Raw genomic sequence first — 18,914 nt, forward strand, 5'->3', positions numbered from 1 at the left:
TTTAGATGGTTACAGTCTTCCGTTCCAGTAAGGTGTTTGTTTCATCAGAGGGTTGTCTTTGAAGATGTCCCTGTTGATAGGCCAGTAGGTCCTGCCGTAGTTGGCGTTTCCCTGGGTGAATGAGCCGGAGAGTTTGTCGTTGAAGTCCCCCAGCTTTTTAGTGCGGCAGAGGTCCCAGTAGGTCTGTCCTTCGGCATATAACTCTCTTACTCTTTCGTATACGATGAAAGTAAAGAGGTCGTCACCGGTGAGGGACGGGTCGGTTGGCGTTACTCCGGCGCGTTGCCGGATCTTGTCCACCAGTGCGCGTGCGCCCGGTTCATCACCCAGTTTGAAGAGCGCTTCTGCGCGGAGCAGTATAATATCTGACAAACGGGAGACCAGGATATTATTGGAAAACCAGGGGTCCCGTTTGATGTCGCCATCTTTATAGATGACGCTGGAATATTTCCTGAGCATGGGCCATCTGCCATCAAGCGCATAGTACCATACTTTGAAACGCAGATCGGTGGTGTCGCTACCGAAGCGGTCATAGATTTTGTCGATAGTCTCCATATTCACGAGCCAGGGAACATCATCGGTATTTACTGGTTTACGGGTAGCCAGGAACGGGTCGTACAGCGTTCTTTCGGCGATACCTTTTTTGGAGCCTTCATTCTGATTGTAGTTGATATTGATTTCGAAGATGCTCTCCGTGGAATGTCCGAGGGTCATCTTCACGTAGGTGGCGGAGTCGGTGATGAACGTGAGGTTAAATTTGCCGGGATTGTTCACGATCTCACGGGTGTTCTCTTCACATTTGGCATAGTTGCCCATCCAGGCATAGATGTGTGCTTCCAGTGCCAGGGCGGTGGCAAGGCTGGCCCTGATGCCGCGGTCACCGGTGTTTTCTGTCGTTACCGGCAATAGTTTTTTGGCCTGTTCCAGGTCGGCGATGGCTTGTTCCAGCACTTTCTGCTGGGCCTCACGGCCATAGTTTTTAGCTTCCGACACATCTTCTACGGCCTCAGTAACAAGCGGCACATCTCCCCATACCTTCGAAATGAAGAAATAGTTGAATGCACGGAGGTAGTATGCTTCGCCGAGAAAATAGTTTTTTCTGTCCTGTACTTTAAATGCACTGACAGGAATGGCCGGTATTTTTTTGATCAGCAGATTGGCCTGTGCGATCGCTTTGTAGAAGGGTGTCCAGTCCTGAAGGTTTTCCAGGTAACCGTAGTAGGAACCATCAAAGGAGCCGTCACGCAACTGGTGTATGGCGTAGTCACTGCCATAGGTGATGAGGAACGTGTTACACGGAACATCGCCGTATACGTAGTAGCGGTTTTCATCGGTGAGTGCATCGCGGAGGAGCGAGTAGCCGCCGAGCAGGCCGGCCAGCGCATCGTTTTCATTCTGCCAATAAACACCGCTGGACGGTGTTTCCCGGGGATTCAGTTCCAGCACTTTTTTACAGGACATCCCCAGCATGCTGGCCATGCACAGAAGGCAGACAATTATATGTATTCGTTTCATATCTTTTAGTTTTTAACGTTAAAAGCCCAGATCAATTCCCAGTGTGAATTTTGTCGGGATAGGGTACCCGTCGCCGTCATAAATGCCATAGGCATTTACGGCTTCCGCATCCGGAATGGAGGACCGCTGCAGCGTGAACACGTTATCCATGATGCCGTATACACGGAGCCGGTTGAGCCTTAGTGTTTTCAGTACCCGCGGATTAAAGGAGTAGTTAACGCTGATGTTCTTCAGACGGCAGTAGGAGCCGTTCTGGATATACATGGTGGAGCCATCCAGCCAGGCGTAGTGATAGTCCCGGTCGGCTGAACGCAGGGAGAGCGAGGGAATATCAGCGATATCTCCCGGCTTTTTCCAGTAGTTCACCTTGCTCAGGTCGAAGAGCGCGCCTTTGGCCAGCTTGGTTTCGCCATCGTCGCCACTGCCGTCGAACAGGTTGACATAACGGCGGATCATATAGGAGTTCAATATCTGGCGTCCGAGGGTGAAAGTGAGAAAGAACGAAAATGAAAACCCTTTATAGGAAATGGTATTATTAATACCACCGGTATATTTTGGGTTGGGATCGCCGCCCACGATCTGGTCCATGGGGCCTTTGATATTGAAGTTGCCTACCTGGTCCACGATGATCGGGTCGCCGGCCTTGTAAGCCACGCCCACCACGTTTTTCAACGGCTGCCCTGTAAGGAGGTTAAAGGGCACATCGGAATCTTTGGAATAAACGCCCCTGTTTTCAAACACGAACATCTGGTTAACGGGTTTACCTACGTCAAGCAGATAGTCAAAACCATAGGCGCCGCCGTTATACGACACAATAAGGCTTCTGCCGCCGTTAGGCAGGCTGGTGATCACGTTCTGGTTGTAGGAAATATTGAAGTCGGTGAACCATTGTACCGCGCTTTTCTCTGACAGGTTTTTACTGTTGATCATCAGTTCCACGCCGGCATTGCGGATGCCGATGGCATTTGTCTTGGCGAGGTCATAGCCGCTGTAGATCGGCAGTTTGTAGTCGAAGAAACCGCGGCTGGTGCCACGGGAATAGGCGTCTACGGTGAGGCGGATGCGGTCTTTGAAGAAAGTGGCCTCCAGTCCGATGTTGCTTTGGATGGATTGTTCCCAGGAAAGGTTTTTCTGCGCGATGCCGCTTGAATAGTTAGGGATGATCACGGAGCCTCCGTTGTAGGTGGTGGCGGGTGAGTTGCTCTTATCGCCGAATTTGGCGGCATTTACCGTGTAAGTGTTGTAGCCGAGGTAGTTGTCCTGCGGCTGACTTCCGGTAATGCCATAGCTGCCGCGTATTTTCAGGTAACTGAGCCAGTTGCTGCTGCTTTGCATAAATGCTTCATCACTGATGATCCAGCCTGCCGATACAGAAGGGAAATAGCCCCAGCGGTTGTTTTTGCCAAACTTGGAAGAGGCATCGGCATTAAAAACGGCAGACAGCAGGTATCTACCTTTGAAGTCATAGTTCATCCTTGCAAAGAGGCTCTGAAGACCGTATTCCTGGAACGCGGAACTGGCGGTGCTGAAATTTTTGTTGGCCGTGTTAACGGTATTGACATAGTCGCTCGCAATGAAGTCTGCATCTGCATAAGTATTGCGGTAAGCATTGTACTCCATGTTCTGGCCACCGATCAGGTTCACCGTATGCTGGCCCAGCTTTTTCGTGTATTCAAGGGTGTTAAAGACGGTGAGGTGTTCGGATTTGTCTGCAAAGGAAGAGGCAAAGCCGAAACCGTTGTCTCTCACTACGCTGGGTGAATAGTAATCACGGTTGGAATTGGAGGCCTCGTATGATACGGTGGTATTGAACATCAGTGATGGCAGCACGGCATAGTTAAAGACTGTGCTCAGCTGCAGGCTGTTGTTGATGTTCTTGTCCATCTTGCGGCCGTTGCCCACCAGGAACTCTTCACCGGCATCGGTGAGTTTGTAGAAGGATGAGGGCAGTGCGTCGCTGCTGAAGGAGAAGTTACCGCCGGTACGTTCATTGACAGAGCGCGGCCGGTCTGTTCTGTATAACCGGAAGATGGTGCGGTTACTGAGTTTGGGCGTGATCTGTATGCTTACGTTGGAGATCATGCTGTATCTTTTGAACCCGGTATTTTTCAGGATGCCTTCTTCGTTGTAGTGACCGAGGCTCACGCGGTAGTTGACCAGCTCTGTGCCGCCGGAGATAGACATGTCATAATTGTGGATCATGCCTCGCTGATAGAAAAGCCCTTGCCAGTCGGTGTTGTTGTTGAAGGTTGGATTGAGGCTGTCGGTAAGCATCTGCGGCAGTTTGTAATTGTCTTCCCATTGGTTGTACTGGTTGAGCACATCCAGTTTCATTCTTCGTTCTTCCGCCCCGGTCACCAGTTCGGTGAGCTTACGTTGTTCTGACACGCCATGGTAGGTGCTGAAATTGAATTGTGCTTTTCCGGCATGTGCTTTTCTTGTTTTAATGATAATTACGCCGTTGGAGCCCCTGGAACCATATATGGCGGCGGCAGAAGCGTCTTTCAGTACGTCAATGGATTCTATGTCGTTTGGGTTCAGGCCGGCCAGCAGGTTGGTATTGGTGCCCTGGCCATATGTCATCTGGCTGATGTCGTCGGTAGTGGTGGGGATGCCGTCGATCACGAAGAGCGGGGAACTGACGGCCCTGGCGGCATCATAGCCTCTGAGCACGGAGGTGTTGCCCCTTACCACAAAAGTATTGCGAACTCCCGGTTCGCCGGAAAAGTTCTGCACGTTTACGCCGGCAACACGGCCCTGCAGTAACATGTCAAAGCTGGGCGCAGGTATGTCTTTGATCACATCGCCCTTTACGCTGGAAATGGCTGCAGTGTTTTTCTTCCGCGATACTTCCTGGTAGCCGATCACCACTACGTCTTTGAGTGATTTTGAATCTGCCGACAGGGTGATGTTTACATTGTTCTTATTGCTGACATTGATTTCGCGTGACAAATAACCAACAAAAGAGAATTGAAGTGTTTTGGATGGTCCCTTTAAGGTGATGGTAAAGATACCATTGCTTGCGGAGGTGGTGCCATTGGAAGAAAGGCCTTTCTCAATGATGGTAACTCCCGGAAGCGGTGAGCCGGTTTCGTCCCTGACGATACCCGTTATCTTCAGGTCTTGCGCCTGCACTGATAGCGCGAGACACAACAAACTGAAAGCATGTAAAAGTCGCTTGATCATTGTAATGTTTTTTTTGATGAAAGTGGTTGATAATAGGCATGGCACGGCCTGGCCCTGCTATAGCAGCGCCTTTTGCCTGTATACAAACAGGCTTGTCAGGTGAAGGATTTTATGAACGCAGCGGGCAATAAACGGCCAGGCCCCGTGGTGACAGGGCAAGGGGTAGCAAACTATCGTTCATAAAAATTACATCTGCATGCCGTGCAGATACGGCTTAGCTGCCACGGATGTGGTCCTGGAAAAGAAGTGTAGACATGTTATCGATTTTTGGTTGATGGGAAGATGTTACGCACGACCTGTGCATAACCTGTGTTTCACTATTTAGCGGTTAGGTCCTGTGCATGAAGCAGCCGTATCTCCTTTCCTTTTCAGGGAAAAGACAGCTTGATTCCGGGCACGGAAAAAGATTTTCAGAACAATATGTTATCAGTGTTAAGTGAGCAGTACGGTTAAATCAATTTTAAATTTTGGTTGACATAAAAAATAAGAAGCTGACTACACGAGGCCCGCGACTAACAAATCAAGGATAGAATTACAACGTTTTTTCAATGTTCAGTTTACTTCAATAGCTCATGCTTTCATTCGTTGTGTAACGGCTTTCAATTTGTCTAGTAAATTAGGGCTTAAATCCCTACGGAGGCTGCGTTGGATTGTTTTCTGACAATTTGTTTACAAAGCCTTAAATTATCTTGCAGTTATTGGTAAAGAGTATGCAAATATTGTGCTTTTTTGGAGCAAAAAAAGAAGGCTGACCAAAAGCAGCATCTGCTTTTGGTCCAGCCTTCTTACTTTTCTGCTCGTATAACCTTAGCAGATGATAGTGGTGCACAGATGGCCCTCGTCATCTGTCTGCAGGGTATGCGTTGGGTGGCTCTGGCCCGCGAGGCCACCGGCAAGGCGCATGTTCATTTCGTTGTCAAGGCTGGTGACGAAGCTGTCAATTTTCAGGTCGTCGATGCTCAACTGGAGATTGATGGATTGATCTTTCATAAAATAGTGTTTTTGATAGTGATGCCTACTGTTATGGGGTTTCGGCTTATCCCCTTATTGCGCAATATCTTAGGTGGCTATAGTCTCACGCCTGCGAAGGCTTTGAATGAAACCGGCGCTCCTTCTATGTAGTAGTAACTTTTTACGCCTTCATGAATAGAGCCGATGAGGATGTCGCCACTGGAGAAATATCTTTTGTTGGTGAGATTATCTGCGATCACGCGCACATACCAGCGGCCGGCATCCCAGGCGACGCCTGCGTCCAGTTTCGTATAGCCTTTCAGGTATACGTCCGGTGTATAGGTGGCGGTACGGGTAACGGTGCTTTGTCCGGCGCTGATGCTCAGGCGTGCCTTCGGTGTTACCGGGATGGCATACTGCACCCAGGTGTTGATCATCTGTTCCGGGGTGAAGGCCAGCCTGGTGCCTTCATTTTCCGGGCGGGTATCTTTGCTGGTGATCGCGTACGTATAGGCGTAATTGGCAGATATTGTGAGACGGTCGGACAACCGTCCGATGATATCCGCTTCCACACCTGTACTGGTGGCTTGTCCTATCTGCCGGCTGAAACCGGGATGTTGCAGATCGGATACCAACAGGTTGTTTTTGATGATATGGTAGCCTGCCAGCGTAGTGATCAGCTTACGCTGAAACCATTCGCGTTTAGCGCCCACTTCGAAGCTGTTGCCACGCAACGATTTGAAGTTATTGCCGGCAAAGTCGGCGCCGGCCTGTGGAATGAACGACTGGTCATATACGGCATATACGCTGGTGTTTTCACCGAACAGGCGGGTGATGCCCAGCCTTGGGGAGAAAGCGGTTTCATTTCGCAGTGGTGTTTTAGCGTTGGTGGTAACGGGCATGTTAAAGGTGAAACGGCCACCATAGTTGAAGAGCCAGTGTTGATGTACGCGGGTGGTATTGTAAACAAAGGCTGACCACCAGTTATTTTCTCTGACGATCAGTCTTGGTTTGCCCAGCTCGGCTACGCTGTCTTTGGGTAAGCCGTACTGCGGATGGTTACGGTCGAATGTAAATTTGTACCGGCCATAGGCAACGGAAAAATCATCTTTACTATAGTTATAGTCGATGCCCGCCACCAGCTGATGACTGACAACGCGGCCTGTGTTGAATGTGCCGTTGATATAAGCCTGTGTGGCGGCCACTCGTCCGTTGACGTTACTATACTGTGACATACGCCTGGTGATATTGGTATTGTCAAAGTTGACGGGGGAGTAGTTGTCTGAAAGCAACGACCATGTAGCGCTTGGCGTGGCGGTGTATTTGGACTGAATGGTCAATTTCCAGCGGTTGTTAAAGCGATGCGCGAACATCAGCCGCACGCTTTGCGACATGGTATAGGATTGCGGCAGGTTGGGATCGCCGGCGTAATTGTTGCCGATGCGGTGTTGCAGCACATCAGCGTCGGTACCTGTTTGGGTGACGCTGCTGCCGCCGTCGGCGGTCATGCGTATGAGGTTATACTCTGCCAGCAGGAAGGTGCCGGGCTTGAAGTTATATTGTATGGCCGGTGAAGCGATGTATTTCCTGGTTTTGATAAAATCCTGGAAGCTCTGTTGTTGTTGATAGGCGGCATTGATGCGATAAGAAAAACCTTTTGCCTGCACAGCCGAACCCACGTCGGCGGACACACGCAGCAGCCCGAAGCTGCCACCGGCGGCTTCTATCTGGCGGATACGCTGCGGGCCGGGCGTTTTAGTGGTGATATTAATGCTGCCGCCCGGCTCCCCGGAAGAGAGCAGGAAACCGGCAGGGCCTTTGATAAAGTCTACCCGTTCTATCATGGCGGCATCGTCTATAAGCGCGCCCATGGTGCTGCGTTGCGGCATGCCGTTAACATAGGTGATGGCACCGAAACCTCTGACCATAATGGTAGTGGAAGCGTCGAATACAGAGCTGTTGTAACTCATTTTTACACCACTGGCATTACGGGCGATGTCTTTCATTTCCAGGCCGCCTTGTTCGCGGACCAGTTCACTGGTCACACTGGTGATATTTTGGGGCGTCTCCAGCAGGCGGCCTTCCAGTCGCAAAGTGGACGCCATGCTGTCTGCTTTCATGGTTTTCTTTTTATCCAGTACGATAATTTCCCGCAACCGTTGTTTACGCAGGCTGTCGGTATCATGCTGGCCATAACTGTACAGGGAAATAGCACTCAGACCTATCAATGCAGGTAATGTTTTATGCATGTTCATATTTTATTGAGATCATTCAATTTTCTTTTTAGTACCAGTGTCCCGGAGCCCAGCCCGGCGGCTGTCAGCGCCAACAGGTACAACATGCCGTTTCTCCAGTGGGCGGGGCTTTCAGGATCATATGACGGGATATAAACCGGCAACGACTGGTAGTCGGCATCTGTGAGCTGTCTATCTTGAAAATGCCGTTGGTAGAAGAACTGTTTCCATTGCTCGCGGAAGCGGCGGGTTTCTTCCCGGAAATGATCATAGTCAGCGATATCTGTGCGGGCGATACTGTTGAGCAGCCATTGCGTGTATACGGCCGGGTTATATCTTACAGCAGCAGCCAGCGTTTGTTGGGCTTTATGCCTGTTGACCTCCTGTGTAGCTATAATGCGCTGCATGCGCTGGTCTACCAGCGAATAATAGGCTACCGCATGGCGGGAGCTGTGTACGCCGGTATCGTAGGCCTGCGCATTGCGGTATTGAGGATAAGCCTGGTAGAAGCTGTCCAGCAGCTGCCGTTTGGGAAGGTCCCAGGTGTCCCATTCCAGTTGTCGCTGCACGGCGGCATTGGCGGCGGTATCATTGGTCTGTGGCCGGGTGGTCATCAACCTGAAACCCGCAGGCAATACAATCAACAGTAACAGCCAAAGGCTGAAAAGCAATACCAGGTTGGTGGTAGTATGCCGGTTCCATGCAATGACAAACCAGATGAGGCCCATCCAGAACGATAACCAGGTGGCGGTAATGCCCATCCAGGCAGCCCACTCCAGCCAGGGAAAACCATGTGTAGCGGCAGATAATGCCATGCCGACCGTTCCGGTTAACAGCATGCCTGACAACAGGATGAGGTACCGTATCAGCAACCGTAGCAGGAGCAAGCCTGTGAGTGCGCCATGCTGCACCATCAACAGGGACAAGGTGCCTTGCTCTTTTTCCTGTGACAGCAGATGACAGCTCATACAGATTGATAGTAACGGCATCAGGTAAATCACCAGGAAGGCAGTATCAAAATTGCCGGTGGCCAGTTGCAACGGGTTACTGATTTTTTCTTCCGCAGGCGCATAGCTGCTTTTCACAGCTATGGGATAATAATATTTGGCAAGGTCGCTCATGCCGACAGACAATGCCGCTGCCGGCGCCGGTGGATACCATGCTACGGCATGCAGCTTGTGATCGGCCACAACAGGCCAGCTCGCGGCTATGTAGGCGGCTTTGCCCTGTGGCGTGCTGGTGTCGGCATGTAGCTGTGTGCGCAACATGGTCAGCTGTTGTTGATAATATTGTTGCAGACTGTCCACTGCCGCGTGTTGTTTTGCAGACACATGATGACCATAATACAGTGCCGCCACTGCAGCGGGCAACAGGATGGCCGCCACTACCGGCAGCAGCCTGGTGCGGCATAATAAGCGCCATTCCTGTTGCGCTACGGACAGATATTTATTGAATCGGTGCATGTCTGGCAGAACGGTTTAAAAGTGAAATAGTGATCATCAACCATAACAGTAAAGACAAGGCGGGCAACCACTGCTTTCGCAATACCTGTGCAGTGGCCGGAGGCTGGTATTGGAAAACCGGCATCTGCCCGTACAGCTGATGGCCTTGTTGTCCGCCATAGGCCATGGCATTGTTCAGCCGGCGGATGAACATATTGCGGTACTGTGTTGCAGCCTGATTGAAATGATACTGATGCTCATAGTCGGTGCCGCACAGCGCCATGGAAATACTACGGATGGCGAGATACGGATCTGCCAGTGCCAGGTTGTGCTGTACGCTGTTTTGTAGCCGTATCAGACTGTCAGTCATGGCAGCATATTTTTCGTATACCCGTTGCGCATAGTCTTCGTCTGCCTGTAGCCGGACAGCGTCAAAATTTATGGGCAGCTGATCGATGCTGCTGACTTTGTACTGCTGTAGCGTGGCCTGTTCCAGGCGGGCGGTACGGGCATCTCTGGGATCGTTGCCGTCGATGCCCGATTTGATGGCCCGATCAATTTTTTCCTGTACTGCCGGTTGGGATGGCAGCGGATAAAGCGCTTCTCCCGTAGCAGCCGCCAGCCGGGGCAGCAGGATATGCCAGCATAACCAGATGCCACATAACAGTAACAACGACTGTCCGGCGTGGCGGGCCACTGTAGAGAGCCAGAGGCCGAGCAACACAAAGATGCCGGCATAGCAGCCATAACTAACCACCAATAGTAATATGTGCGGCCAAGCGCTGCCGCTGGCCATCATCGGGAAATACAGCAACATGGAGAGTGACAGCATAACGGCCATCACGCTTAGGTATAGCAGTGCCTTGCCGTGTATAATGCTGCGGAGAGTGGCGCCCTGTACCAGCTGTAACCGCAGCGTGCCGCTGTTTTTCTCCTGTGTATAACTGTTGAAACACAGGAAGAAAAGAAACAACGGAAAAAACAGTTGCAGCACCGTTGCGGGTGTAAGCGCGCCAAAGCGCAGGTAAAGATCAGCAGGCTGCAGTGGCGGCGTGGCCATGTTGTGCTGTACATGCGCTTCAATGCGCATGGCGTTGCCGGTGAACGGGTCCAGTCCATTATCGAACCGGCTCAGAGGAGTGAGCGGTTTGAAAATATACGTACCGAAATGCGCGGCACTGTGTGGATCATCGGCGCGCAACTGTTCCCACTGCTGCCGGAACTGCCGGTTGGCAGCTTCACGCTGTTGCTCCTCCTGCCGGTACAGCAGGCGGGAGCCGGCGGCGGCGATACCGGATAGCACCAGTGCAGACAACAGGGTGATGGCCATGGTGTAATTACGCGACACCATGTGCCATTCTTTGATGGCAATTATGCTGAACATATCGGAATGTTTGTTACCAGGTGGATGTTTCCATAAATTCCATGTAGCTGTTTTCCAGTGTATAGTGATCTGTGGCCGCAGCGTCCATGATGGTCAGCAGATGGCCGTCCCGCATAATACCGATACGGGTGGCGACTTCTTTGGCGCGGTAGATATCATGGGTTGCCATTAATACGGCACGGCCTTCCTGGCTGAAGCGCCGCAGCAATGCGGAGAACTCATTGCTGGCGCCGGGGTCCAGCCCGGAGGTGGGTTCGTCCAGCAGCAGGGCGCCGGCGTTTTTAGCAGTGGCTATGGCGATGCCTACTTTCTGCCGCATACCCTTGGAATAACTTTGTACCGGCCTATGAAGGGCTGACTCCTGCAAGCCTGCGTCCAGCAATAATTTGATGGCGGCATCTTTCGGAAGCTGTTCACCCGTGAGCGAATGGAAAAAGGTGAGGTTCTCCAGCCCGCTCAGGTAAGGGTAGAGGGTAACGGTCTCAGGTATATAAGCGAGGTGCCGCCGTGCTTCCTGTGGCCGGCCGTATACCGGTATCCCGTTTACCAGCGCCTCTCCGGACGTGGGCGTCAGGAACCCCAGGAAACAACTGATGGTGGTGGTTTTGCCGGCACCGTTAGGTCCCAGCAGGCAGAAAATTTCACCTTTGGCTACAGACAGGTCGAGCGCGTGCAGCGCGGTATGCCGGCCAAATGTTTTGGTCAACGCAATAGCTTGCAGCATAAGTTACAGCGATACGGGTAAAATGAAACAGAATAGGAAAGTGGTCTTCAGTGTAAATCACGCTGAAGGAGGACCTCTGCCGGCCTGCACTTGCTGTGCGCCAGGGTACCAGTTTGCTGTAATGAAAGAGAAGGTAATGTATGGAGTGGATAGTAGCGGTGGAGAAGAAACGACATCAGGAACAGTCGCATCTTTGGCCAGCTGAAAGTCACAGATGTCGCAGGCATGAGATGCCTGTATATGCTGGTCGTTCAGCCCGTGATGGAACGTCGTATAACCCTGGCCGGTAGCCGGATGGTGATGGAGCAGTTTTACCATCTGCACAAAAACCAGCAGGGCCATCAGGAAGAAGGCCAGTAATCTGCGGGTGATGTGAAATGGTTTTGGGTGCATGCAGCAAATATAGGATATGTATTTCAGAAATGAAACAATGTTGCAAAAAATATATTCTCCGGGATATTTAATACGGCCATTCGAAAAAATCGGCAGGCATCCAGTTGACACGGGCCGGCTTTTCTTCCGGCCGTTGAAAGAACTGTGTAATAATTTCCAGTGCGGCCGGCATGTCTACGAATGACGCCTGTGGCACATATTGCTCATCGCCCGCATCTGTGATGCTACGATCATGTGTGTCTGTAACGCTATACCAACAGGTGCCCTGCCGGGCATCAGGGACATTATAGTCATACCTGAAAGAAATTTCGTCAGGCGTCCGCATAATAAAGAAAAGGATGATGGCAGCGCCTTCGTCCATCAGGTATTCAAAATAACCGCTGTTGGTTTCCTGCAGGTCTTTCTGGCGAAGACGGCTGAATACGGCCGTTACGTTTTCCAAAGGGATGGTTTCAGCAAATGTCTGGTCAAGCAGTGTGGTGTAGATGGTCATGTTATCAATATAGTTTTTTATGTTGATTTTACTGTATTTTTATATAAACAGCCCCCAACTTTTATTAATAACGATGGAGACAAATACCAGGGAAATATTTCTGTCAGCCTGTACGAAGATCGCGGAGCGACTGTCCGCATACGGCTTTAAGCCCATGCAGAAAGCGCAGACACTGAGAAAAACCACCCGTAATAAAAAAGTGTATTTCGATATTCATTTTCAGTCGAGCGTTAAAAACTGGAGCGGAGGCGTTACCCTCTGGCCTTATCTGACCATCGCTTCCGGCGAACTGAAAAAGTGGCAAATACAGCAGCATCAGGATAAAGACGCCACCGGTATGATATTCGCCACCCGCCTGGAGAACCTGACGCCACTGAAAAACAAGAACCAGGACTGGAACATGGCTGTCAGCAACCAGGAGAATGTAATCCCTCAGTTATGTGAGCTGATTATCACTTATGCGTTACCGTTGTTCGATAAGTTTGAGGATACGGGCCTGGCAGTGCAGGACATGGTAGCCAATGGCGTGGCTTTTAATGCACATTTTGATGCCCGTCACCAGAACCTCCCCATAGATTTTCTCTGTTGCTTCGGTTCGCAGGAGCTGGCGCAGGCAGCCTTTGATAACTATCTCCGTCAACAGAAACTAACAGCGGGGGCTAAACGCGTTTATGAGGAAATGGCCGCACAGAAACCGCCGGTCAATAAAAATATAACGGATAGCACCATGCGGGCGGCTTATCGCAATCACCTTACAATAAATACATAGCAGCCAAAAGCATATGGCCGCTTTTTCTGCCAGGGCTCGTAACAGGGCCGTGGCGAGGCATTGTTATTGTGAGATGTTCAGGTAAAAGCGCCTGTAATGAAAACCTTCCTCTTGGTGACAGCCTGTGTTTGCTTCTTTTGTTTGCCGGTTACTGCCCAGCATGAGCATCATAATATGGCGCAAATGAAGGACTCTACCGGGAAAAAGGATGGAATGGAGCATATGTCAATGCCCATGAGCCATGCTTTTTCAAGGAATCTGCCCATGAACAGGAATGGCTCCGGTTCTTCCTGGCTGCCGGACGCATCTCCCATGTATGGCTATATGTTCCATTCCCGTAAATGGATGTACATGGTACACGGCAATGTTTTCCTGCGGTACACCTACCAGGATATCGGCCGTAAAGGGGACCGTGGCGGCGATAAGTTCGATGCGCCCAACTGGTTCATGCTCATGGCGCAACGAAACGTTGGTAAAAAAGGTCTGTTCCACTATGAAGTGATGGTTTCCCTGGACCGGCTCACTGAAGGCGGGGCCGGTTATCCGCTGTTGTTCCAGTCGGGCGAGAGTTGGAAAGGTCAGCCGCTGGTAGACCGGCAGCATCCGCATGATCTTTTCTCCGGACTGTCTGTCGGGTACGCCTATGCGCTTTCAAAACATGCAGATATATATGCCAGTTTCGGTTACCCGGGTGAACCTGCACTGGGGTCGGTGGCGTTTATGCACCGGCCTTCCGCTATGAATAACCCGGACGCGCCCATCAGTCACCACTGGAATGATGGCACACACATCACCTTCGGCGTGGCTACCCTGGGCTTCCGGTTATACGATTTTAAGCTGGAAGGCAGCGTGTTCACCGGCAGGGAACCGGATGAAAACCGGTACAACTTTGATAAGATGCGGTTTGATTCGTGGAGCGGCCGTATTTCGTATAACCCTTCCCGTAACTGGGCGCTGCAGGTGTCACATGGACATATCAGGAGCCCGGAGCTGCTGCATCCGGAGGAAGATATTGACCGCACTACGGCATCCGCTGTTTTCAGTCTGCCTTTCGCGCAACATAACCATCTGAATATAACCGGCCTTTGGGGATTGAATAAAATCAAAAGTCATCCGGGAGAAAATGCCGTTCTCCTGGAAGGCGCCGTGAATATGAAACGTACTGCGGTTTATACCCGGTACGAATGGGTAGAAAAATCAACAGAGGAACTGAATCTTGATCCGGCGCAGTATGGTGCTGACCAATTGTTTACCGTACATGCACTGACCGCTGGCGTTAGTTATGACCTGCTACGGGTAGCGCATACACGACTGGCCGTTGGCGCGCAATGCTCTGTGTTTTTTAATGAGAAAGCGCTGCACAGCCTATATGGGATTAATCCGATGGCCGGCGAAGTATATGTGAGAATATATCCTGACCTGATGAAGCTATGACCATTATTCTCCCGGGTGGCATAAAATTTAGTCTCCTTTAATAAAAACAGCAAGGTCATGATACTACGCGATGCACATACTGTCAGCCTCTGGCAGGATTATGCCGGAGGGTATAATGTAATCAACCGGGCCGACCCTCAGCAGACTTATGACGTCATTATTGCAGGGGGCGGTATAACGGGGATCACTACCGCTTTTTTGCTGCAGAATGCCGGTAAGAACTGCCTGTTGATAGAAGCCGCCAACCTCGGTTATGGTACTACCGGCGGCACCACCGCCCACCTGAATACGCTGGTAGATGTACCATATAATACGATACAACAGCATTTCGGCAAAGAAGGGGCGCGGCAGGTAAAAGAAGCCACGGCCGAAGCCATTCAGCTGATACAACATCATATTGACCGGTTCGATATCCGGTGTGGATTTGAATACGCAGATGCGTATCTGTTTGCCCAAACGGAAAAGGAAGAGGCCGCGCTGAAAGACACTGCCGAAGCTATGCTACTGGCCGGACTGGATGTGTCAGGCGCAGCGACAATACCGGTGCCGTTTTCATTCCGGAAGGCTGTTAAAGTGACGGGCCAGGCCAAATTCAGCCCGTTGCCTTATATACAGCGTATGGCCGCCGCTTTTGAACATATTGGCGGTACTATCCTGCAACAGTGCCGTGTAACAGCTGTCCAGGATAATGATCCCATGCTGATCGTTACCACGCTGGGCGCATTCCGCTGCAGGCAGTTCGTATATGCTACCCATATTCCGCCGGGGGTAAACCTGCTGCATCTGCGCTGCGTGCCCTACCGCAGTTATGTGTTGGCGGCCACCCTGGCTGACAACAATTATCCGGAAGACCTGAGCTACGATATGCAACAGCCTTTTCATTACTACAGAACACAGGTGATGGACGGACAGCCTTACCTGATCGCAGGAGGGGAAGATCATAAAACAGGGCATCAGGAAAATACAGAGGCCTGCTTCCGTAAGCTGGAAGCACATCTGCGGGAGGCATTTAATATTGAAGATATCCGTTACCGTTGGTCGGCACAATATTATGAGCCGGCAGATGGCCTGCCGTACATCGGCCGCCTGCCGGGACAAACCGGTGAAATATATGTGGCCACCGGCTTTGGTGGCAACGGTATGGTATATGGCACCGCTGCGGCGTTGTTGCTAAAGAGATTGATGCTGGGGCTTCACAGTGAATACGTCAAACTGTTTGATCCCAGCCGTATCAAGCCCATAGCAGGCTTCAACACCTTTGTGCCACATAACGCGGACGTGATCAAACAGCTGGCCAGCCGGCTGCTGCCGGCAGAAAAGCTGGAGCAGCTCGCAGGACTGGCGCCGGGAGAAGGAAAGCTGGTCAGTTACGAAGGGTCAAAGATCGCCTTGTATAAAGATGAGCAGGGCGCCTTACATGCGGTAGATCCCATTTGTACACACCTGGGATGTGAAGTCCACTGGAACCAGGCAGAAAAATCGTGGGACTGCCCCTGTCACGGTGCACGTTACGGTATAGACGGGCAGGTATTGAATGCTCCCACCAGCAGAAACCTCGATCCGCATGATATCGGTTGAATAATTATCTCCCTTTCAGCCACGAACTGATGGCATGGGCAACGCCTGAGGGATTTTCCTCAGGGGTAAAATGTCCGCTGTTTTCAATCAATGTGCTGGTTGCCTTGAGGCAACCACTTTTTTGAAGACCATCTATATAGGATGAAACCATGCCTGGTTCCTTGTTGCCTCTGATATATAACACCGGAACGTCCATCGGACGAACAGGCGCCAGCTCTTTTTCATCTTCCGGAAATGCCCTGTACCAGCCAAGGCTCGTGTGCAGGGCAGTTGGTGTGGTATATATGCCGGCGTATTGTTGCCTTTTTTCCGGAGTAATAGCAGCTTTGTTGTAAGCCAGGGTATCATAGAAATAATTGCACAACTGCGGTTCATGACCGGCAATCATGGCTTCTGGTAAATCAGGCACTGCAAAGAAAGCAAAGTGCCAGATATAGGGATTGCGTTTTGTTTCCTCCCAGGGCGCCACGCCGGGGATAGCGGTGCTCATAATAACAGCGGCATCCAGCAGGTGTGGAAAATGACGGAGCATAGAGAAGGTGACCATGCCGCCAATATCATGTCCCGCCAGTACCACGCGTGACAAACCCAGCGACGTTATTAGTTTGGCCAGATGTGCAGCGATGGCCTTTTTGCAATAGTCGCCTATGTCCGCAGAGCTGCCAATGCCCGGAAGGTCAACGGCCAATACGTAGTAATCGGTTGACAACAGTTTCATAACTTCTTCAAAAGCAGACCATGATTGTGGATAGCCGTGCAATAACATCACAGCGGGTGATGATTTTTCCCCCGCCGCCACCACATGCATATCCCGGCCGTTTACACTAACATGCAGATGTTCAAACATAAAATCGCTTTAGAAAAGCTGCGACAAAATTTACGCCGTTGTCCTGCCGGTTGTTGACAGACACGTGAATAATTAGCGGGCTTTTTTTATTTTAGTGCCTGAAAAAAGGAATAATTTGATAAGGAGTGATGCCTATAGTGATTTGGAGCTGATAAGTCTGCTGAAGAGGGGAGAGGTGGCGGCCTTTGATCTGCTTTACTCCCGCCACTGGTCTGGCATGTATCAGGCCGCTTTTTACCTGCTGCGCGATCAGAATGCCTGTATGGACATTGTACAGGATATTTTTGCCTGGCTGTGGGAAAAGCGGGAAGAGCTGGAAATACAGACTGTTCCTTCATATCTGCGGAGTGCTGTCCGCTTTAAAGTGGCCAATTACATCCGTTCCGGCAAAATCCGGGACGAGTTTTATACCGCGCTGGCTGGCCTGTCGCTGCCGGAAACGCCCGGCCCGCAGGACTTCCTGGAGCTGAATGACCTGAAAGTGATCATCACGCAGGTGGTGAACAGCCTTCCCGAAAAGTGCCGGGAGATTTTTCTCCTGAGCCGGGATGGCCAGCTAACAAATCAACAGATAGCTGATTTATTGAATATTTCTATCAAAACTGTCGAAGCGCAAAAGACCATCGCGCTGAAGCGCATCCGGGCAGCCGTGGACCCTCACCTGCTCGCCTTGTTACTACTTCCCATCGTGACCTGTCATTAATTTGCCCATCTCAAAAAAAAAATTGAGTTGTTTTTAAGGGTGTGTGTTTTTGCAAGTGCCTATGTATAGGACGGGCTATATATGAGAAAAGAGGAAGCCATATTATTAGCGGAAAAAATTGCATCCGGTACGGCTACAGACGCGGAGATGATGCAATACAACCAGTTGTTCAACGCTTTTCAGGAGCAGGGCGACTGGGACGAGTTGGTGCTGGGCAACAGGCAGCAGCTGGAGGAGTTGATCCGTCAGCGGTTACAACCTGTGCTTGACCGCCGTCGTCCCGCGAAAAAAGTATACTGGTATAAATGGGCCGCGGCTGCGGTAGTGGCCTTGCTGATGGGAAGCGGGTATTATTTCCTGCAACATCGGCAAGCGGGCCCGCTACAACCGCAGGCTCTCCGCTTCCGGAATGATATTCCGGCGCCGGCCGGCAACCATGCTGTACTGACATTGGGCAACGGCCGGCAGATACAGCTGGACAGCGCAGGCAACGGTATGCTGGCCGTGCAGGGACAGGTACAGGTCTCTAAAAATGCCAGCGGTCAGATCGTATATGCCGGCACAGACAACGCCGGCAGCTTTAATACCTTACAGCTGCCGCCGGGAAGCAGGCCCCTCACCGTGATACTGGCAGACGGCACCAAAGTATGGCTGGACGCGGGTGCTGTGTTGACATACCCCACGGCCTTTTATGGCGGCAAACGGGAAGTGTTTGTGTCCGGACAGGCTTATTTTGAAGTGGCCCGCAACAGCAACCAGCCTTTCAGTGTAACATCCACCACCAATAATACCACCATCGATGTATTGGGCACCACCTTTAACGTACGCGCCTTCCGCGATAGCAGCGATATGCAGGTGGCCCTTCTTAGCGGCGCAGTGAAAGTCAATACCGGCAAGGCCTCGCAGCTGCTGCACCCGGGTGAGCAGGCGGCCGTCAACACAAAAGGCGCCGTGCAGCTTTCCCCTGCCGACCTGCAACAGGCCACTGCCTGGAAAGACGGGATGTTTTATTTTAATGGCGCTGACATCACCGCTATCATGTCAGAGTTACAACGATATTATGATATTGACGTCGTCTATCAGACAGATGTTAAAGATGCCTTTGTTGCTAAAATTCCGAGGGATGTTCCGGTATCCCGATTACTGAACCTGCTGGAGATGACCAATCTCGTGCATTTCAAAATTGAAGGACGGAAAGTAACCGTAATAAAGTAGATCATACACCAGTCCTTTTGTACTGTCCTGTAAGACCGGCCATCTT

Annotated in this window: 15 protein-coding genes; 5 read left to right on the forward strand and 10 right to left on the reverse strand. The window is 51.1% G+C overall.

Annotation, left to right across the window (positions count from 1 at the left end; translation table 11 throughout):
- Nucleotides 1-9: 9 nt before the first annotated feature.
- The 9 genes from HGH92_RS19800 to HGH92_RS19840 all read right to left on the reverse strand — a co-directional run bounded on the left by HGH92_RS19800 (nt 10) and on the right by HGH92_RS19840 (nt 12,322).
- Nucleotides 10-1,515: a RagB/SusD family nutrient uptake outer membrane protein gene (locus HGH92_RS19800; protein ID WP_168872483.1), complete on the reverse strand. Its 1,506-nt coding sequence runs from the start codon at nt 1,513-1,515 to the stop codon at nt 10-12.
- A gap of 18 nt (nt 1,516-1,533) precedes the next feature.
- Nucleotides 1,534-4,701: a SusC/RagA family TonB-linked outer membrane protein gene (locus HGH92_RS19805; protein ID WP_168872484.1), complete on the reverse strand. Its 3,168-nt coding sequence runs from the start codon at nt 4,699-4,701 to the stop codon at nt 1,534-1,536.
- An 807-nt stretch (nt 4,702-5,508) separates the two neighbouring features.
- Nucleotides 5,509-5,691, reverse strand: a complete 183-nt coding sequence (locus HGH92_RS19810; protein WP_168872485.1) for a pinensin family lanthipeptide — start codon at nt 5,689-5,691, stop codon at nt 5,509-5,511.
- A 77-nt stretch (nt 5,692-5,768) separates the two neighbouring features.
- Complete coding sequence (locus tag HGH92_RS19815; RefSeq protein WP_168872486.1) at nt 5,769-7,901, reverse strand: TonB-dependent siderophore receptor; 2,133 nt, start codon at nt 7,899-7,901, stop codon at nt 5,769-5,771.
- Nucleotides 7,902-7,903: 2 nt separating this feature from the next.
- The gene (locus HGH92_RS19820; protein WP_168872487.1) at nt 7,904-9,349 is read right to left on the reverse strand and encodes a DUF3526 domain-containing protein; all 1,446 of its coding nucleotides are present in this window, start codon (nt 9,347-9,349) and stop codon (nt 7,904-7,906) included.
- A complete protein-coding gene (locus HGH92_RS19825; RefSeq protein WP_168872488.1) occupies nt 9,333-10,712 on the reverse strand; it encodes a DUF3526 domain-containing protein in 1,380 nt (459 codons plus the stop codon). The genes HGH92_RS19820 and HGH92_RS19825 overlap by 17 nt, the downstream gene beginning before the upstream one ends.
- A 13-nt stretch (nt 10,713-10,725) precedes the next feature.
- Nucleotides 10,726-11,436: an ABC transporter ATP-binding protein gene (locus HGH92_RS19830; RefSeq protein ID WP_168872489.1), complete on the reverse strand. Its 711-nt coding sequence runs from the start codon at nt 11,434-11,436 to the stop codon at nt 10,726-10,728.
- A gap of 57 nt (nt 11,437-11,493) precedes the next feature.
- Nucleotides 11,494-11,829, reverse strand: a complete 336-nt coding sequence (locus HGH92_RS19835) for a hypothetical protein (RefSeq protein ID WP_168872490.1) — start codon at nt 11,827-11,829, stop codon at nt 11,494-11,496.
- Nucleotides 11,830-11,896: 67 nt separating this feature from the next.
- Nucleotides 11,897-12,322: a hypothetical protein gene (locus tag HGH92_RS19840; protein ID WP_168872491.1), complete on the reverse strand. Its 426-nt coding sequence runs from the start codon at nt 12,320-12,322 to the stop codon at nt 11,897-11,899.
- Between the two features lie 73 nt (nt 12,323-12,395).
- Here HGH92_RS19840 and HGH92_RS19845 point away from each other — a divergent pair, with 73 nt between their 5' ends.
- From HGH92_RS19845 to HGH92_RS19855, 3 genes are all read left to right on the forward strand, one after another.
- A complete protein-coding gene (locus HGH92_RS19845; protein ID WP_168872492.1) occupies nt 12,396-13,091 on the forward strand; it encodes a DUF4304 domain-containing protein in 696 nt (231 codons plus the stop codon).
- A gap of 96 nt (nt 13,092-13,187) precedes the next feature.
- Nucleotides 13,188-14,525 (forward strand): hypothetical protein, encoded by a 1,338-nt coding sequence (locus tag HGH92_RS19850; protein ID WP_168872493.1) that lies wholly within the window; start codon nt 13,188-13,190, stop codon nt 14,523-14,525.
- A 57-nt stretch (nt 14,526-14,582) separates the two neighbouring features.
- Nucleotides 14,583-16,103 (forward strand): FAD-dependent oxidoreductase, encoded by a 1,521-nt coding sequence (locus HGH92_RS19855; RefSeq protein WP_168872494.1) that lies wholly within the window; start codon nt 14,583-14,585, stop codon nt 16,101-16,103.
- A gap of 4 nt (nt 16,104-16,107) precedes the next feature.
- Here the strand turns inward: HGH92_RS19855 and HGH92_RS19860 are convergent, their stop codons facing one another.
- Nucleotides 16,108-16,950 carry an alpha/beta fold hydrolase gene (locus tag HGH92_RS19860; RefSeq protein ID WP_168872495.1) on the reverse strand — a complete coding sequence of 281 codons (843 nt, stop codon included), beginning with the start codon at nt 16,948-16,950 and terminating at the stop codon, nt 16,108-16,110.
- 115 nt (nt 16,951-17,065) lie between these two features.
- On the opposite strand from HGH92_RS19860, the gene HGH92_RS19865 reads away from it, so the two are divergent.
- Both HGH92_RS19865 and HGH92_RS19870 read left to right on the forward strand, forming a co-directional pair.
- A complete protein-coding gene (locus HGH92_RS19865) occupies nt 17,066-17,653 on the forward strand; it encodes an RNA polymerase sigma-70 factor (protein ID WP_168872496.1) in 588 nt (195 codons plus the stop codon).
- A gap of 81 nt (nt 17,654-17,734) precedes the next feature.
- Nucleotides 17,735-18,868, forward strand: coding sequence for a FecR family protein (locus tag HGH92_RS19870; RefSeq protein WP_168872497.1), 1,134 nt, complete (start codon nt 17,735-17,737; stop codon nt 18,866-18,868).
- Nucleotides 18,869-18,914: the final 46 nt, after the last annotated feature.

It is taken from the genome of Chitinophaga varians, assembly GCF_012641275.1.
GTDB classification, from domain to species: Bacteria; Bacteroidota; Bacteroidia; order Chitinophagales; family Chitinophagaceae; genus Chitinophaga; species Chitinophaga varians_A.

Excerpts from the sequence above, each read along its gene's own strand:
- HGH92_RS19800 (WP_168872483.1), bottom strand. The coding sequence starts at position 1,515 with ATGAAACGAATACATATAATTGTCTGCCTTCTGTGCATGGCCAGCATG.
- HGH92_RS19805 (WP_168872484.1), bottom strand. The coding sequence starts at position 4,701 with ATGATCAAGCGACTTTTACATGCTTTCAGTTTGTTGTGTCTCGCGCTA.
- HGH92_RS19810 (WP_168872485.1), bottom strand. The coding sequence starts at position 5,691 with ATGAAAGATCAATCCATCAATCTCCAGTTGAGCATCGACGACCTGAAA.
- HGH92_RS19815 (WP_168872486.1), bottom strand. The coding sequence starts at position 7,901 with ATGCATAAAACATTACCTGCATTGATAGGTCTGAGTGCTATTTCCCTG.
- HGH92_RS19820 (WP_168872487.1), bottom strand. The coding sequence starts at position 9,349 with ATGCACCGATTCAATAAATATCTGTCCGTAGCGCAACAGGAATGGCGC.
- HGH92_RS19825 (WP_168872488.1), bottom strand. The coding sequence starts at position 10,712 with ATGTTCAGCATAATTGCCATCAAAGAATGGCACATGGTGTCGCGTAAT.
- HGH92_RS19830 (WP_168872489.1), bottom strand. The coding sequence starts at position 11,436 with ATGCTGCAAGCTATTGCGTTGACCAAAACATTTGGCCGGCATACCGCG.
- HGH92_RS19835 (WP_168872490.1), bottom strand. The coding sequence starts at position 11,829 with ATGCACCCAAAACCATTTCACATCACCCGCAGATTACTGGCCTTCTTC.
- HGH92_RS19840 (WP_168872491.1), bottom strand. The coding sequence starts at position 12,322 with ATGACCATCTACACCACACTGCTTGACCAGACATTTGCTGAAACCATC.
- HGH92_RS19845 (WP_168872492.1), top strand. The coding sequence starts at position 12,396 with ATGGAGACAAATACCAGGGAAATATTTCTGTCAGCCTGTACGAAGATC.
- HGH92_RS19850 (WP_168872493.1), top strand. The coding sequence starts at position 13,188 with ATGAAAACCTTCCTCTTGGTGACAGCCTGTGTTTGCTTCTTTTGTTTG.
- HGH92_RS19855 (WP_168872494.1), top strand. The coding sequence starts at position 14,583 with ATGATACTACGCGATGCACATACTGTCAGCCTCTGGCAGGATTATGCC.
- HGH92_RS19860 (WP_168872495.1), bottom strand. The coding sequence starts at position 16,950 with ATGTTTGAACATCTGCATGTTAGTGTAAACGGCCGGGATATGCATGTG.
- HGH92_RS19870 (WP_168872497.1), top strand. The coding sequence starts at position 17,735 with ATGAGAAAAGAGGAAGCCATATTATTAGCGGAAAAAATTGCATCCGGT.